This window comes from Synergistaceae bacterium, from assembly GCA_031272035.1.
Lineage (GTDB): Bacteria > Synergistota > Synergistia > Synergistales > Aminobacteriaceae > JAISSA01.
Genome location: JAISUO010000002.1, coordinates 1 through 15,566, shown reverse-complemented (window position 1 = coordinate 15,566; position 15,566 = coordinate 1). Strand labels below are relative to the sequence as shown.

Genomic DNA, 15,566 nt, shown 5'->3' with positions numbered 1-15,566 from the left:
CCGCCGTCAGCGTCGTCTTTCCGTGGTCGATATGTCCGATCGTTCCAATATTCAAGTGCGGCTTGTTACGATCAAATTTTTCCTTCGCCATAACATGTCCCTCCCGTTTGTTCTCTTCTCCGGGGGCAGATGTCGACCCACGGTTCGAAGTTCTTTGAAAGCCTGTATATTTTAACAAAAAAAATACATTCTACAATAATCCCGACGTTTTATGTCGCCACGTTTCATCACAATCCCATGCGGTTTCCTCGGCGCGGTGTTTCGAAGCCGGCATCAAAATGAGGGAAATTACCCGGTTTTTTGGGGAAGAAGAGATTTTGCCCATACACGCACGGCGACGCCGGGGTGAGACAAAAGGGACTTCAGGCGTTCTTCCCCCCAGGGCAGACAGGGAACGGCGCGCTGTTTCAGCGTGGCAAGCAGGGGAACGAGAACGGCTTCATCCTCCCGGGCCAGAAGCACCCTCAGCGTCTCCGGAGAAATAAAGGGAAAAGGCGCCGACGGCCAGTATCGAAGGATCAGAACAACGCCTCCCGCGCTCGCGTTGCGGACATAACGCTCCAGAAGCTCCCGACTGACCGACCCGGGGCCTCTCAGATGCAGAAGAAAAATCAGCAGAGAGTCCGGCAGGGCGGAGGCTCTTTCCGTCAAAGCCTCCGTCAGCTTCCGGCAGTTCTTCGGTTCCAGAGGCAGCGACATCACCTGAAAAGCCGTTTTTTCATCGATTTCCCATCGGGAAAGGAGAGCCACCAAAGCGTCCAGAACCTCTTTCCGATTGGACAGGTCCCCCAGCCGGGAGAGAGCCAGGCGCCTCACATCCGGCACATCGCTCAGGAGACGCAAAACCAGATCCCGGGTGTCGACCTCCCGATTTTGTTCCCTCATACGGGACAGAACCTCCCCCAAAGTCCGCTCTCCCCGGGAAAGAACCTGTTCTATGCGAAATTCCCGCGCCTGCCTGTTTTTTTCCTCCATATCCCGGGCGATTCGCGGAGTTTGTCCTTCTTTCGCCACGGACCGCTCCCGAAATATGCGACGCCAAAACAAGGGACTGTACCACCCGGAAACCTTTTTTTCGGATTTATCGTTCGGTGAAGGGGTCTTTTCCACCGGCTCCGGAACATCCTTCGGGAACTGCTCCGGCGGCAGACTGCGCAAAAAAGCGTAAGCTCCCGCGATCTGCTCGAACCGCCGGGCGCCCCGTCTGCCCACCACGTCCGGGTGGCAGGTCTTCGCCAGACGACGAAACGCCCGTCGCACGTCCACGGCCGTCGCATCGGACGAGAGGCCCAATATTCGTAAACTGCGAACGATTTCAGAGGAGATTTCCATCTCTAAACCTTTCAATCATGCCTTTTCATGAGGATAACACAGCTTCCAGATCGTTGACAAGATCCTCCAAAATTTCGATCGGAATGTTGTCGTTTCCAGCATTTTCTATCTGACTCACCAGGTTGTGCAGCCGGTCCTGCTGGGACACGGAGAGCAGTATCTCCAGCGGAGTGAGGCGCAGTTTCAGCCTGCGCAGCTGCTGACGCCGACCCTCAGGGGACACGTTCGACTTCTGTCCCGGCGGAATGAGAGGAACGTCGATGGCCGTCCGGCCGTTTCCCAGAGAAAGCCGCAGCAGTCCCGACGTGTCGAGAACGCAGCTGACGCTCACCTCTTCCCCCGCTCTGGCGTCGAAATCCACCGCGGAGAGAATCGCTCTTTCGGACTTCAGATCGCCTCTGTCCTGAAAAATCGACAGACTCGCCTTTTCCGAGCGCTTCGGGACAAAGGAGGCCTTCGCCGAAAACGGGAGAGGCGTCCCCGCCGCGATCAGAACGGTGGCTTCTCCTCCTCGTATGAATCCCACGTCGCTGGACAGCACGTCCAGAAGCAGACGCTCCTTCCCCGCGCTTGCGCAGAGCGCGGCTCCCAGAGCAATGGATTCTTCGGCGCAAAGACTCAGGCGTTCCGGAACCGCCGTTTCCTTCTCCAGAATCTCCCGCAGCAGAGGAATCCGGCTGGATCCGCCCACGAGAAGCAGACGCTCCGGTTCGTAACGATCCCAGAGTCTGTTGACGAGATGAACCACCCGCCGGATTGAAAAACGCATCAGACGCTCCAGTTCTTCCCGCTCGATTTGAAACGGGGGATATTCCCGGCCCTGAAGGGGCGGCGGCGTCCAGGAACAGCTTCGACAGCCGGAAAGCGTGATCTTGATCGTTTCGGCCTCCAGAACCAGAGTGCGCCACACCGGGTCTTCTCTGGACAGGGGAGCGATGCACAGCCGTTCTCTCAGCCATTCCGCCAGAGCGAGGTCGAAGTCGTACCCTCCGACGGAGGTGGCTCCCGTGCTTTCCAGCACCTGCCAGACCCCATCCTCGCTCTCCACCACGGAAACGTCCACGGTCCCGGCCCCAAAATCCAGAACCAGGAAGCGCCCCTCGCCGCCAAACGCCAGAGCGGCGGCCGTAGGCTCGCTGATGATTCGCGTCTCGTGAAGTCCGGCCGCCTCCGCCGAACGAGAGAGAGCCTCCCTCTGAAGAAGAGTGAAACAGGCGGGGACAGCCAGCACGCAGGAGGAGATGAACTCTCCCTTAAAGGCTTCCGCGTCTTCCCTCAGAACGGAAAACAGCGGAACCAGGAGCTCCTCCGCCGTATACTCCCGTCCGTTGCAGCGGGCTCGAAAACCGCTTCCTACCCTGCGTTTGATGTCCCACCATACGGGGCGGTCGCTCAGAAGGGAAAAACGAATGGCATCCTCCCCCACAAGCCAGCCGTTGTCCCAGCTGACCACGGAGGGAGTCTGAAAACGTCCCCGTCGATTGCGAATCAACATCGGGCGTCCTCCCTCGTCGACGCAGGCGCAAAGAGCGTTCCTTGTGCCCAGGTCTATTCCGATGGTCACGCCGTCTTTCAGATCCGACATACCTGAAGTTCTCCTTCCAAACAGCCCATAACCCGAACCTCGATTTCCCGCCTGCCGTCAATCTCTCCTGAACAGCCCGATACAGCGTCCGGCTCCGAAGATTCCAGGGCAAACGTGAGAAAATGTCTCGTATAACCATAAAGCACCGACACCGTCTTCCCCACAAAGCGGGACGCGTAACGCCCCAGCAAATCCCCGCCCAGCTCCATGGCGGCCGTCACCCGTTCGGCCGCGACGCCGGAAGGAATACGGTCGGGAAAGGAGGCGGCCGCCGTTCCTCTTCGGGGAGAAAACGGGAAGACGTGAACCCTCCCCAGATTTACCCGCTTCATCAGGTTCAGCGTGGCCTGAAAGGCCTTCTCGCTCTCGCCGGGAAACGCCACGAGAGCGTCGCCGCTGATGTGCAGATCGTCTCCCAGCTTCCGGCGGGCCTGGTCGCAGAGCCGGGCAAAATCATCCGCCGTGTGCCCGCGCCTCATACGCGCAAGAATTTCATCGTCGCCGCTCTGGAAGGGAAGATGCAGATGCGGACAAAAAACGGGCGACTCCGCCAGAGCGTCCAGGAGCTCTTCATCCAGAGCGAAGGGCTCCAGAGATCCCAGCCTCAAACGCCGTAAACCCGGGACTCCGGAGAGATTTCGCACCAGTTCGGCCAGAGACGTCTGACGATCCCGTCCATAGACTCCAAGGTGGATTCCCGTCAAAACGATCTCCGAGCATCCCGCCGCCGTCACCCGCCTCGCTTCGTTCAGCGTATCCTCCGGGGGACGGCTTGTGGAACGGCCCCGCAGAAACGGAATGATACAGTAGGAGCAAAAACGGTCGCATCCCTCCTGCACCTTCAGAAAAGCCCGGGAACGCAGAACGGGATGATCCAGAGAAAGAGAATCCCATACCCGGTCGGTTCTCAGATCCAGACGCATATCCACCGGTACGGCCGGACGACGGGACATCGATTCCTCCAGACTGTCGGGCAGCGCGTTTTTCAGGCGATTGCCCACAAGAATGTCGATTCCCAGATCTCTGGCTTCATTCAGGGAAATGCCCTGCGCCCAGCAACCGCAGACCGCCACCACTCCCTCTTCCCCAACAGTCCGCCGGGCGCGGCGCACGGCCTGTCGGCATTTCTTATCGGCTGTGGCCGTAACCGCGCAGCTGACAATTACCGCGGCGCGGCATCCCTCCGGTTTGTCAAAAATCACGGCCCCTCTCCGCTCCAGTTCTCCCGCCAGAGCCTCGCCTTCGTAGAGGTTCGAGCGGCACCCCAAAACGTAAACCCACACTCCAAGGCCCAGAAGGCCGCCGGTACTTTTATTTCGATCCTGCAGCACAGCCCCACCATTCGTTTTTCGTCAGTTCCGCCACCAGAGACAGCCCGCTGCCGGAAAGGGCGGAGAGAAACCTGGGACGTTCCTTCACCGTCATCCCCGAAAAGACCGCCGTGCCTCCTGGCCGGAGCACACGGCCCACGTCGGAAAGAAGACGAAGGTTCGGCTCCAGAAGGATATTGGCCATCAAAAGATCCGCCTTTTCCTCGATGCCCTTCAGAAGGTCCCCCACCGCCAGGTTGCAGAGCTTCGGGGACAGGTCGTTCAGTTCCATATTGCGCATGATCTCGGCGATGACCGCCGGGTCCAGGTCCCGAGCCAGAGCAGACCGGGCGCCGAGTTTCAGCGCCGCGATAAAAAGTACCCCGGACCCCGCGCCAATATCGATGACGCTGGCATCCTTTTTGACGAAACGCTCGACAAACGTCAGGGCGATCTGGGTGCTCTCATGGTATCCCGTTCCAAACGCCGAGCCTGGATAAATATAGAGAGGAAGTCTCCCTCCCGGTTCCTTCCCCCTGTGCCAGGGGGCCATAACGACGAGGTTCGCTCCCACCGGAAGCGGGGGGAAGGCCTCCAGGTGCAGCGTCCCCCAGGGACGATTCTCCACCCTTGCGTAGGAACAAATCCGCGCTCCGGAAAAACTGCCCTCCGGATTTTTTATGATTTCGTTCAAGACCGAAAACCAGTATTCGAGAGGTTCCGAACTTCTATAAAAGGCTCTGAGAGTCGGACTTTCTCCCTCTGTTACAAATTCCGCGCCAATAGAGCCGGAACAATCCGCCAGGGACATGAGCATTTCCCCGGCAACTCCCGGTATCGCGGCCTCAAGGTCTATACTCCACCAGAAACTGTCCTCCGATGCGTGATCCAAAGCCGTTCACCTCCTGCGGGTATCCCCGAGACACTCCGTAATGTTTACACTTACTTATCATATATATTACAGTATTCGTCTATTCGAAAAATGACGGATTTTGCAAAACCGCAAACAAAGCTTCCGAAATTCCCGTCCGGAGAATAAGTCTGCGTGCCGCAAAACGACTGCGATATACTATACTCTTAACATTATCAAAAAAAGAGGTGTTCATCATGGACTGGGAGAAGCTGGAACGAGAACTGATTTCGATACGCAGGGATCTTCATAAATACCCGGAAAGCGCCTGGACGGAGTTCCGCACTTCTTCTCTCGTTGCGGACCGCCTGACGAAAATGGGCTGGAACATCAAAACCGGACGGGACACGATCGACCCCGACGCGGTAATGGGACGCCCCTCCGAGGAGGAAATCGACGCTCAGATTCAACGGGCAATAGCTCAGGGCGGCAGCGAGGCGCGGATCAATGAAATGAAACGCTACCCGGGCGTCGTCGCGACGCTTCAAACAGGACGGCCCGGCCCTGTGATCTCCGTTCGTTTCGACATGGACTGCGTCGACGTGAACGAATCCACGGAGGCCGACCATCGTCCAGCCCGGGAGGGCTTCGCCAGCGTCAACGCTCTGCTGACCCACGCCTGCGGTCACGACACCCACACCGCCATGGGCCTTGGCGTCGCTCAAATCCTGATGGAAAGAAAAGATTCCCTCAAAGGGGAAATCCGCCTGATTTTCCAGCCCGGCGAAGAGGGGTGCCGAGGGGCCTACGCCATGATGCGCAAAGGCGTCGTCGACGGGTCGGATTACTTTTTGGCCATGCACATCGGCGGTGGGGTTCCCTCCGGTGTTTTCGGGCTGAACTCCCTGGGGTATCTCTGCACCACGAAATTCGACGTGGAAATCACCGGAAAACCCGCCCACGCCGCGGGAGCTCCGCACAAAGGGCACAACGCGCTTCTGGCCGCCGCCTCCGCAGCCCTGGCCCTCCACGGAATCGCTCCCCACAGCGACGGATCGATGCGGGTCAACGTGGGAGTCCTGAACGCCGGAACGGGGCGCAACGTCATCGCGGGGTCGGCCTTTATGAAGGCTGAAACCCGGGGAGAGACGCAGGAAATTTCCGACTACGTCTACAAACGCGCTCAGGAGATTCTGAAGGGCGCGGCCGCCATGTACGAAACGGAGGTTCGGGTGATAAAAACCGGCGAAGGGACAAACGCGTCGGGAGACGCTCCGCTGGTGGCGAAAGTCAGGGAGGCGATACAGGAACTGGGCTGCTTCAAAGAAATCCGGGAAACCGTTCAGGGAGGAGGCAGCGAGGACGCGACCTGGATGATGCGCCGCGTTCAGGAGCAGGGAGGACAGGCGACCTATCTGGCGCTGGGCTCCGACATTGCCGCGCCGCACCACAACGGAGGCTTCGACGTAGACGAAAGCAGCATGCTCAAAGGCGTCAAAGCCCTGGTGGCCATTGTGGAAAAACTCGCGGGCTGATGGAAAGCTCGGAAGATCCAAAGACCCATGGAAAAATCCCGCGAATCCGTCGAACAGAGAGAACATGCAGGAGGTGTTGAATCATGAAAAAAAACCTGGGCCCCAAACTGGGTCTTTACCCAACTCCCATCGTGGTCGTCGGCACTTATGACAAAAACGGCAGGCCCAATCTGGCCACTCTGGCCTGGACGGGAATCTGCTGCTCCGAACCGCCGATGATCCAGATTTCCCTCCGCAAAAGCCGTTATACCCACGCCGCCATTGTGGAACAGAAGGTGTTCAGCGTGAACATCCCCTCGGCAAAATACCTCGTCGAGACGGATTACTGCGGCATTGCGTCGGGAAAAGACGTGGACAAATTCAGCGACACTCGCCTGACGCCCGTTCGAGGAGAGGTTCTGAACGTTCCCCTCGTGCAGGAATTCCCCGTATCCATGGAGTGTCGCCTGGCCCACACTCTGGAACTGGGAAGCCACGACCTGTTTCTGGGGGAAATTGCGGCCACATGGATGGAAAGCGCCGTTCTCCAGGAAACGGGAAAACCGGACGTGAAAAAAATGGACCCTCTCGCGTTCATTCTGAGCGGGGAATACTACGGCCTCGCCGAAGCTCTGGGGCCCAGCTTCAGCAGCGGGAAAAAACTGAATCGTGGATAAACGGAGAATACGTAAACAGGAAATACGGGAGGATACAGTTAATGACGGGGTTATCCCAATTTGAAGTGAATAAGGATTTGAAGTGTAAAGTTGAAAATCTGAAGCGGGAAGATTCAAAAACGGTATCGGCAGAAATGTTTGACTGCCGGGCCGTTTCGCTTACAAAATTCTGGAAATGGACGAAAAAATGCGTCGCTGCGGTTCTGCTGGTTCTGGCGACGTTTTGTCTCACGAAGGCTGTGCAGGCCGCGGTCAAAGAGGTCAGCGCCGTCGATCTGGAAAGTATTTGCACCTCCGGGACGCCTCAGGATCTGGAGCGCATTCTTCAGGAGTCATCGGCGGACGTGGTTTTCCCCAGCGGCAACCGGCCAATCCACATCGTGGCCGAACACGCTTCTGATCCGGAAATGGTGGATATTCTCGTGAAGAAGGGCGCTTCTCTGACCGCGGAGGGACTCGAAAAGCTGACGCCTCTGATGCTGGCGGCCGCCTATAATCCTCATCCCCGAATCACCGAAGCGATTTTGAAAGCCGGAAGTCCGGTGAATTCCTCCGACAGCCAGGGACGCACTCCCCTCAGCCTGGCCGCCGCTTCCAACTCATCCCCGGAGGTAACCGCCGTTCTTCTGAGAAACGGCGCTCTTCCCAACGTTCGAGACAGGAGCGGACGGACGCCTCTGTGGCTTGCCGCAGCCCGTTCCGCCGGGCAGATCGTCCAGCTGCTGCTGGACTCCGGGGCGAAAGTGGACGAGGCGAATACCGATGGCTTCACGCCTCTGCTCGTGGCGTCGGAAAAACCGAAAGCCGAAGTAATTCGCCTTCTGATTGAAGCCGGAGCGGACGTCAACATCCGGGGGAAGAACCGTTATACGCCTCTGATGACTGCGATTTCCGTGGGAGCCGGCGCGGAGACGGCGAACCTCTTTCTGGAGGGCAGAGCCGACGTCAAAGCCGAGGACGACCAGAACAGAAGCGCCATTCTCCTGGCAGCCGCCAGGGAGGGAACGTCTCCGGACGTTCTGAAAGTCCTGATTGAAGCGGGAGCCAGTCCCAACGCGCTGGACTCGTCCCTGACCACTCCCCTGACGGAGGCCTGCCGGCAGAAGAACGTGGCGGCGGTTCGGTATCTTTTGAGCGCGGGAGCCAAAGCGAACATGAGAGACCGCAACTCCTGGACGCCGCTGATGCACGCCGTCGCAAAAGGAGCCCCCAGGGAAATTTTTGAATTGCTGATCGGATCGGGAGCCGATATCAACGAGACCACCCGCCGGGGGCTCACCCCTCTGATGATCGCCATCGATTCCAAAGCCGAACCGGAGACCCTCAAAAATATCCTCGACCTCGGAGGCAACCCCAATCAGCAGTCGCTGGACACCGTAACCGCCCTCATGGGCGCGGTGGGTGCGGAAGACGCCCCTTCCATCAAAGTCCTGCTGGAAAGAGGGGCCGATCCCAACCTTGGCACATGGGATGGTCTGACGCCCCTTATGCTGGCTGCCCAGAGAGCGGAAAATTCCGATATTTTCAGGATTCTGGTCGACTCCGGCGCTTCTGTCGATCAAAAGAACGTGGAAGGGCTGAACCCCCTCATGATCGCCGCTTCCGTGGGCAACATGGAGGCACTGCAAAGCCTGACGGCTCTCAGCGCCGATCTGGAGGCGAAGGATCTGGATGGGGCCACACCTCTCGTCCAGTCCATTCTGTCCCGGGAAGAGGACCTGGAAACTATCGACTTTCTCATCGAGGCCGGAGCGAACGTCAACACGGTCGATTACACCCACGCCACTCCGCTGATGCAGGCCGCGCTTCGGGGAAAAGAAGAAACGGCGGGACGTCTTCTCGACGCCGGAGCGGACTTCAAAGCCAGGGACATGGTGGGATGGACTCCCCTGCACTTTGCCGCGCGAACCGAGGATGGTTCAGGAATCATTCAGCTGCTTCTGGAAAAGGGCTGCCCTGTGGACATTCCCGACAGCGGAGGGACGACGCCCCTGATGGTGGCCGCTTCCTACAATAACACGGAAGCCGTGCGCACGCTTCTGGCTGCGGGGGCGAGCTTCGTCATCGCGGATAACACCGGCAGAAGCGCCTACGAATATGCCCTGCTCAAAAACTCCACGGAGAGCAAAAATCTCATCGAAGAAGCAAAATCGAAAAACAGTAAAAAATAATACTCCTGCTTTTCATTCGAAGCTCTCCCCGACTTTGACCGATTCTTCCAAATCCTCGCGCCGAAAAGGAAATCTTCCTCAACCGAAGAAATTCCTTTTCGGCGTTTTTATTTTTATCAAAGCGAATTTTTCCATACAAAACAAAGCAAATCTGGTGACACAAATCTGATGATTCTCTTGACAAAAAGATATGCGTCTTTTATTATGACAATCATATTGTATGATTGTATACAAAACGCAGGGAGTGAACAGACTGCCATGCCGTTATCCGAATCAACGCCGGGGCTTTTGCATAAAAGTCTTGTGCAGACCATCGTGGAAAACATCGAAGATCGTATCATCAATGATGAACTGAAACCGGGGGAGCGTCTCACGGAACAGGCCATGTGCGACATGCTTGAGGTCAGCCGTTCGCCCCTGAGAGAGGCTTTTCGCATTCTTGAAAATCAGGGTTTTTTGACGAATAAAGCGCGCAAGGGCGTTTTTGTATCGAAACTCACCCGCAAAGAGGCGATCGACATTTATACGATCCGGGCAAACCTTGAAAGCCTCGCCACTTTTTTGGCCGTCAGGGTCAGAGGTAAAGACCTGGCCCGGGATCTCCGGAGCATCCATGAAAAAATGAAAAAAGCCGTGACAGACGGCAATGTCAGGGACTACTGGACTTACAACGTTCAATTCCACGAGACCCTGATTTCTTCCTGCGGAAACGAATTGCTCATCGAAATGCTGGAACGCTTCAATAAACAAACCATGAGGTACAGAGCAAGAATTTTGGCCAATACCGGAAAATCTCAGGAATCCGTCAGGAAACACGAAGAGCTGATCCGCTCCATTGAGGACGGCGACGCGGTCAGCGCAGAAAGAATACGCAAAGAAGCGATTCTGAACAATATCGCTTTGGTTGAAAAAACTTTTGAAAATGAAGAGGAGGCGGATTGACCGTGAAGATCGATGCTGATAAATGCGTTGGCTGCAAAGCCTGCGTTCCGTATTGTCCCGTGAGCAGCATTGTGGCCGAGGGGAAAAAGGCGAAGATTGATCAGGACGAATGCGTCGAATGCGGGGTGTGTCTGCGCGCCGATGTATGCCCGATGAAAGCGATTTACATGCCCAAAGAATCTTTCGACTACCCTCGGGCGATCCGTATGCAGTTCAGCGACCCCGGCGTGGAACATCCGAAGCTCAAGGCATGGGGACGTGGCACGGAAGAGGCCAAAACAAACGACGTGACGGGCAAATTCGGCAAAGGCGAATACGGTTTGCTTCTGGAGTTCGGCCGTCCGGGAACGGGAACGCGCATCTCCGAGATCGAGAAGGTCACCAAACTCGTGCGTTCGCTGAACATCTCCATTCTGGAGGACAATCCCCTGTTCGGCCTGCTGAAAGAGGACATGTCCGGAGAGTTCAAACCGGAGTTTCTCAACGAAAAAATTCTTTCCGGAATACTGGAAATCCGCATAGACAGGGCCGAGGAACTGGAAAGTATTTTAAACGCGATCCTTCCTCGTCTTAAAGAGCTCGACACCGTTGTTTCTGTGGGACTGGTGACGCGTTTCGCCGAGGATTCGACGCTGCCCGTCATCGATAAATTGAAAGCCATGGGACTTTTTGTGCGTCCCAACGCGAAGATCAACGTGGGACTTGGACGTCCTCTGGTGGACAGATAAGGGAGGGATTACCATGAGTCATTCGCTGCATCGCTACGGTTCGGCCGAAAGCCTCAAAAACGATTTTTGTATTTACGCCCGGGCCGCCAGAGGGGTCAACAGGGAGAACTGCGGCGAAAAACTGCGCAAAATTCTCTCTATTTTCACCTCGGAAAAAGTGGTCAATTTTGGCTCCAGCCACTCGGGGAAAAGTTTCGCCGCCGGACTGAAACCCGAGGAATACGCGAAAACACTGGATCATGCTTACGGCATCATCGCTGTCTTCGACGATCGAGAGGCGGTCAAAGGCGTCCTGATGAAGGCCAAAGAGGCCGCGTTGGGCATTTCGATGGTGGTGAGCGGCCTGATTGATGAGGTGATTCGCATCGCTCACGAATGTGGGCTGAAACCCCATACCGCTCTGATTTCTCTTGGCATTTACGGAAAAACAGAAACGCTGCCCGAGGACGACGTCATGGAGATGATGACGATGTGCGGACATTCCCTGATTTCCCGAAACCTTGTCCGGGACGTCTCCCAAAAGGTGAAAAGCGGCAAACTCTCTCCCGAAGACGCCGCTTTGATTATTTCCAAACCCTGCACCTGCGGCATCTTCAACACCAGTCGCTGCGCCGGAAAGTTTCGGAAAATGCCTGAGCAGAACGCGGAGGAAGCGTAAAAATGGAAAATTTTCCTAAATTACTGACTCCCGCCAGGATTGGACCGGTGGAGATCAGGAACCGGATTTTCACCTCCTCCATGTGCCTGTACTTCTCCGGCAAAGACGGTGAGGTAACGGACCGTATGATCGCTTTTTTCGACAGCCGGGCCAAAGCCGGCATGGGGGCTTTCATCATTCCGGCCAATCCTCACGGAGCGAATAAAAGGGCGCGGGGTTCTCTGGCGGACGACTCCCGCATCGCTCAATGGAAACCGCTGCTGGACGCCCTCCATGGAAGAGGCGCGAAGGCGTTCTGCCAAATTCACCCCTCGGGCATTCAGTTCGGTCGGAAGGACTTCACGGAATCTCCTTTTGACCTGAGCACAGAGGAAATTAAACAACTCATTGAATCCTATGCAGAGGGAGCCCGACGCGCTCAAAAGGCGGGCTTCGACGGAGTGGAAATTCACGGCGCTCACGGCCATGAAGTGGCGCTGCTTCTCTCGGAGCTTTTGAATACGCGGACGGACCAATACGGGGGCAGCCTTGAGAACTGCGCCAGAACGGTCACGGAAATGATTTCCCGCATGAAAGAGCTTTGCGGTAAGGATTTTCCGGTCATTCTGCGCATCAGCGGCGAAGAGCGCATTCCAGGCGGTCGCGAGCTGCCCGCGTCTTTGAAAATTTGTCAGCTCGTTCAGGACGCCGGAGCCGACGCCATCCACGTTTCCTCCGGAATGCCGGAAAGCGAAGAGTGGGAATGCCCCCCTTCGGAGGTTCAGCAGGGACATCTGGCCTGGATGGGGAGATGCCTGAAAGAAGGGCTGAAGATCCCCGTGATCGTCGTGGGTCGCATCGTCGACTGGGAAGTGGGCGAAAGCATGATCGAAAAGGGAGAGGCCGACTTCATCGCCGTGGCGCGCACGACGCTGGCGGAACCCCGTTGGGTGGAGTCTGTGGGGAAAAAGGACTACCCTGTTCGTAAGTGCATCGGCTGCAATCAGGGTTGCCGCACCCGCAGAGAGCAGAACAAGTCCATGGCGGCCTGTCTGCAAAATCCATCGCTCGGCCGCGAAGAGCTTCTCGATATTCGGCCGGACGCGCAAAAACGGAACGTCGCCGTCATCGGCGGCGGCGTCGCCGGACTGGAGGCCGCGAACATCCTTTCTCAGCGGGGACACGATGTGACAATTTTCGAAAAGGAACCGAGACTGGGCGGAACCTTCTATTGGGCGGCCAAAGCGCCGGGCAAGCAATCCTACATGAACGTTATCGAATATTATGAAAAAATACTTCCTCTCCAGGGGGTAAAATTCGAGCTCAATACGACCGTAGACGACGTGCCGCCGGGGCAGTGGGATCTCATCGTGCTGGCCGTGGGAGGAACGGCGATTCGTCCCCCCATTCGCGTTACAGACGCCAGAGTCTGCAGCGCTTTGGAGTTTATCGACGACGCCTCTCACGACCGGTGGGACGGAGACAGTTATGTGGTTATCGGAGACGGCATCGTGGGGTACGAAGTTGCGGACACGATTCTGGAGAATGGGAAAAAAGCGATACTTGTCGGCAACGATCCGCGGGAGCCTGTCGCCACTTTGGGCGTAGCGCGGTGGCATTTCATGAAGAACCGTTTCGACAAAACCGGCATCGAGGTTGTACGCCACAGTACGGTTCAGAGCGTCGACGGCGAGGGATTGACCATCAGGGGCGAAGATGGAACGGAACGGCGCATCGACGGCAGGTTCCGGTACATTCTGGCCTGCGGCTACAAGCCGGCCAGTCCGGAGTTTATTCAAAAGTTTCAAAAAAAAGGCATACAAACGCTGCTGGTGGGCAACGCCGAAACATCGGGTGACGCCATGGACGCGATTCACGACGCCTTCAATAAAACGGTCAATTTGACGTTCGAATGACGGTCGAGCTGAGGCGACGACGATGGCGATGACGGTTTCCGAAAAAATTCTGGCTCGAGGATGCGGCAGAGAGAAAGTACACCCGGGAGAGATCGTCGAAGCGGAAGTCGACCGCATGATGATTCACGACAATAACGCCGCCCTGGTGATCGGACATTTTAACAAAATCCGCGACGCCGTTGTTCAGCGGCCGGAACGCGTCGTTTTTTTCATCGATCATCACAGTCCCTCCACGTCCATCAAGGCGACGAAACACCACAGCCTCATGAGACGTTTCGCGAAAGAACATGGCATAAACCGCTTTTACGACTGCGGACAGGGCATCAGTCATGTCGTGATGCTGGAAGAAGAACTGGCGCGTCCAGGGCAAATCGTGGTGGGCACCGATTCTCATACCACAGGAGAAGGAGCGGAAGGAGCCTTCGCTGCGGGCATAGGAGCTACGGAAATGGCCGCGGTTCTGGTCACGGGGAAGTTGTGGTTTCGAGTGCCGGAAACCGTGGCGGTGATCCTGGACGGAAAGCTGCCGCCTCACGTCGAAGTGCGGGACCTCATGATGCAGGTCCTTGGAAGGCTCGGCCCGGATGGCGCCAATTACTGCGCGGTGGAATTTCAGGGGCAGGGCGCGGAAGCGATGTCCCGGGAAGAACGTCTTATGTGCTGCGTTCTCTCCATGGAGATGGGGGCGAAAAACGCTCTCTTCGTCCGGCGGGATCAAATCGACGAAGGCGCGGCGTACATAAGAACGGAGCGTTTCGACCTGAGTGCGGTGACGCCTGTCGTATCTGTCCCCGACCTGCCCACAAACGTGCGGCCTCTGAGCGAAACGGCGCCGCAAAAGATTCGCATCGATCAGGCTTTTATAGGTTCCTGCGCCGGCGGATTGCTTCGGGATTTAGAAATGGCCTCGGAAGTCCTGAAAAATAAAAAGATTGCCCCGGGGGTTCGCCTGCTGGTTATCCCGGCAAGCAGGAAAATCTACGGAATGGCGTTATCGCTGGGGTATCTGGAAACGCTGCACGAAGCCGGAGCGATCATCGGTTCTCCCGCCTGCGGCGCCTGCGGAGGCCACGACGCGGGAATTCTCGCGGAAGGAGAAGTGTGCATAGCCAACTCTCCAAGAAATATGGCAGGTCGAATGGGCGCCGGAGGGAGCGTTTATCTGGCCGGCACAGCCGTCGTAGCCGCTTCGGCCGCGGCGGGATATATCACGAATGCGGAAAGGGGGGAGATAAAATGAATCACTGCTGGAAGCTGGGTGACAACGTCCCCACCGACGAAATCCTGCCGTTTCAATATATGGTGTTGACGGATCCGTCCGAACTGGGGCTTCACATTCTGGAGAACGTCAAACCCGGATTTGCCCGGCGACTGGCGCGAGGGGACATTTTGGCAGCCGGATCCAATTTCGGGTGCGGCTCCAGTCGGGAACAGGCGCCCCTGGCTCTGAAAGGAGCCGAAACAGGCGCCATCGTCGCCAAATCTTATGCCCGGATTTTTTTTAGAAACTGCATCAACATCGGGCTGCCCGCCGTTGTTTGCCCCGCCGCGGTTGACGCCATCGTTGAAGGCGACCGCGCCGAAGTGAATTTAACGTCAGGGGAAATCGTTGTAATGAAAGAAAACGACAACCGCGCATTTTATAAGTTTGAACCCTTCCCGCCGTTCCTTTTGGAATATCTTCTGAACGGAGGACTCATCAACACGCTGAACCAACGACGAATTGGAAATTAAACATTTTTGCAAAATCAAAGCAGGTCTGATCGAAACGAGTCTTGTTGAAACTCAGTAAAATTGAACGAATTTTTTGCTTTGAACTTTAATCCTGACCTTTAATCCGCGCATTCTCGTATTCTTTCTCGCATTCTATTGAAGAACTCAGAAAATTTAAGGAGGGTAACAGT

At 56.6% G+C, this 15,566-nt stretch carries 14 protein-coding genes; 9 read left to right on the top strand and 5 right to left on the bottom strand.

Annotated elements, in window-relative coordinates; genetic code table 11:
* The 5 genes from LBR61_00180 to LBR61_00160 all read right to left on the bottom strand — a co-directional run.
* On the bottom strand, positions 1-91 hold a 91-nt coding region (locus LBR61_00180; GenBank protein MDR1730488.1), incomplete at its 3' end, for a hypothetical protein.
* Positions 92-288: 197 nt separating this feature from the next.
* Entirely contained in the window at positions 289-1,332 is a 1,044-nt protein-coding gene (locus tag LBR61_00175; GenBank protein ID MDR1730487.1) for a DnaJ domain-containing protein, read from the bottom strand.
* A gap of 25 nt (positions 1,333-1,357) precedes the next feature.
* Complete coding sequence (locus tag LBR61_00170; GenBank protein ID MDR1730486.1) at positions 1,358-2,917, bottom strand: Hsp70 family protein; 1,560 nt, start codon at positions 2,915-2,917, stop codon at positions 1,358-1,360.
* A complete protein-coding gene (locus tag LBR61_00165) occupies positions 2,905-4,248 on the bottom strand; it encodes a MiaB/RimO family radical SAM methylthiotransferase (GenBank protein MDR1730485.1) in 1,344 nt (447 codons plus the stop codon). The genes LBR61_00170 and LBR61_00165 overlap by 13 nt, the downstream gene beginning before the upstream one ends.
* Positions 4,229-5,119 (bottom strand): 50S ribosomal protein L11 methyltransferase, encoded by an 891-nt coding sequence (locus LBR61_00160; GenBank protein MDR1730484.1) that lies wholly within the window; start codon positions 5,117-5,119, stop codon positions 4,229-4,231. The genes LBR61_00165 and LBR61_00160 overlap by 20 nt, the downstream gene beginning before the upstream one ends.
* Positions 5,120-5,334: 215 nt before the next feature.
* Here LBR61_00160 and LBR61_00155 point away from each other — a divergent pair, with 215 nt between their 5' ends.
* From LBR61_00155 to leuD, 9 genes are all read left to right on the top strand, one after another.
* On the top strand, positions 5,335-6,612 hold the full coding sequence (locus tag LBR61_00155; GenBank protein MDR1730483.1) for an amidohydrolase: 1,278 nt from the start codon (positions 5,335-5,337) through the stop codon (positions 6,610-6,612).
* An 83-nt stretch (positions 6,613-6,695) separates the two neighbouring features.
* Positions 6,696-7,268 (top strand): flavin reductase family protein, encoded by a 573-nt coding sequence (locus tag LBR61_00150; protein MDR1730482.1) that lies wholly within the window; start codon positions 6,696-6,698, stop codon positions 7,266-7,268.
* Positions 7,269-7,345: 77 nt separating this feature from the next.
* On the top strand, positions 7,346-9,439 hold the full coding sequence (locus LBR61_00145) for an ankyrin repeat domain-containing protein (GenBank protein ID MDR1730481.1): 2,094 nt from the start codon (positions 7,346-7,348) through the stop codon (positions 9,437-9,439).
* A 258-nt stretch (positions 9,440-9,697) separates the two neighbouring features.
* On the top strand, positions 9,698-10,381 hold the full coding sequence (locus tag LBR61_00140; GenBank protein MDR1730480.1) for a GntR family transcriptional regulator: 684 nt from the start codon (positions 9,698-9,700) through the stop codon (positions 10,379-10,381).
* A gap of 2 nt (positions 10,382-10,383) precedes the next feature.
* Positions 10,384-11,109, top strand: a complete 726-nt coding sequence (locus LBR61_00135) for a 4Fe-4S binding protein (GenBank protein ID MDR1730479.1) — start codon at positions 10,384-10,386, stop codon at positions 11,107-11,109.
* A 13-nt stretch (positions 11,110-11,122) separates the two neighbouring features.
* On the top strand, positions 11,123-11,767 hold the full coding sequence (locus LBR61_00130; protein ID MDR1730478.1) for a hypothetical protein: 645 nt from the start codon (positions 11,123-11,125) through the stop codon (positions 11,765-11,767).
* Between the two features lie 2 nt (positions 11,768-11,769).
* Complete coding sequence (locus LBR61_00125; GenBank protein MDR1730477.1) at positions 11,770-13,662, top strand: NAD(P)/FAD-dependent oxidoreductase; 1,893 nt, start codon at positions 11,770-11,772, stop codon at positions 13,660-13,662.
* Positions 13,663-13,684: 22 nt separating this feature from the next.
* Positions 13,685-14,902 carry a 3-isopropylmalate dehydratase large subunit gene (locus LBR61_00120; GenBank protein MDR1730476.1) on the top strand — a complete coding sequence of 406 codons (1,218 nt, stop codon included), beginning with the start codon at positions 13,685-13,687 and terminating at the stop codon, positions 14,900-14,902.
* Positions 14,899-15,396 carry a 3-isopropylmalate dehydratase small subunit gene (gene leuD / locus LBR61_00115; GenBank protein ID MDR1730475.1) on the top strand — a complete coding sequence of 166 codons (498 nt, stop codon included), beginning with the start codon at positions 14,899-14,901 and terminating at the stop codon, positions 15,394-15,396. Before LBR61_00120 ends, leuD begins: the two co-directional genes overlap by 4 nt.
* The last annotated feature ends 170 nt before the right edge of the window (positions 15,397-15,566 follow it).

Coding starts and splice junctions, on each gene's coding strand:
- LBR61_00175 (MDR1730487.1), bottom strand. CDS start 1,332: ATGGAAATCTCCTCTGAAATCGTTCGCAGTTTACGAATATTGGGCCTC.
- leuD (MDR1730475.1), top strand. CDS start 14,899: ATGAATCACTGCTGGAAGCTGGGTGACAACGTCCCCACCGACGAAATC.
- LBR61_00120 (MDR1730476.1), top strand. CDS start 13,685: ATGGCGATGACGGTTTCCGAAAAAATTCTGGCTCGAGGATGCGGCAGA.
- LBR61_00170 (MDR1730486.1), bottom strand. CDS start 2,917: ATGTCGGATCTGAAAGACGGCGTGACCATCGGAATAGACCTGGGCACA.
- LBR61_00130 (MDR1730478.1), top strand. CDS start 11,123: ATGAGTCATTCGCTGCATCGCTACGGTTCGGCCGAAAGCCTCAAAAAC.
- LBR61_00150 (MDR1730482.1), top strand. CDS start 6,696: ATGAAAAAAAACCTGGGCCCCAAACTGGGTCTTTACCCAACTCCCATC.
- LBR61_00125 (MDR1730477.1), top strand. CDS start 11,770: ATGGAAAATTTTCCTAAATTACTGACTCCCGCCAGGATTGGACCGGTG.
- LBR61_00155 (MDR1730483.1), top strand. CDS start 5,335: ATGGACTGGGAGAAGCTGGAACGAGAACTGATTTCGATACGCAGGGAT.
- LBR61_00140 (MDR1730480.1), top strand. CDS start 9,698: ATGCCGTTATCCGAATCAACGCCGGGGCTTTTGCATAAAAGTCTTGTG.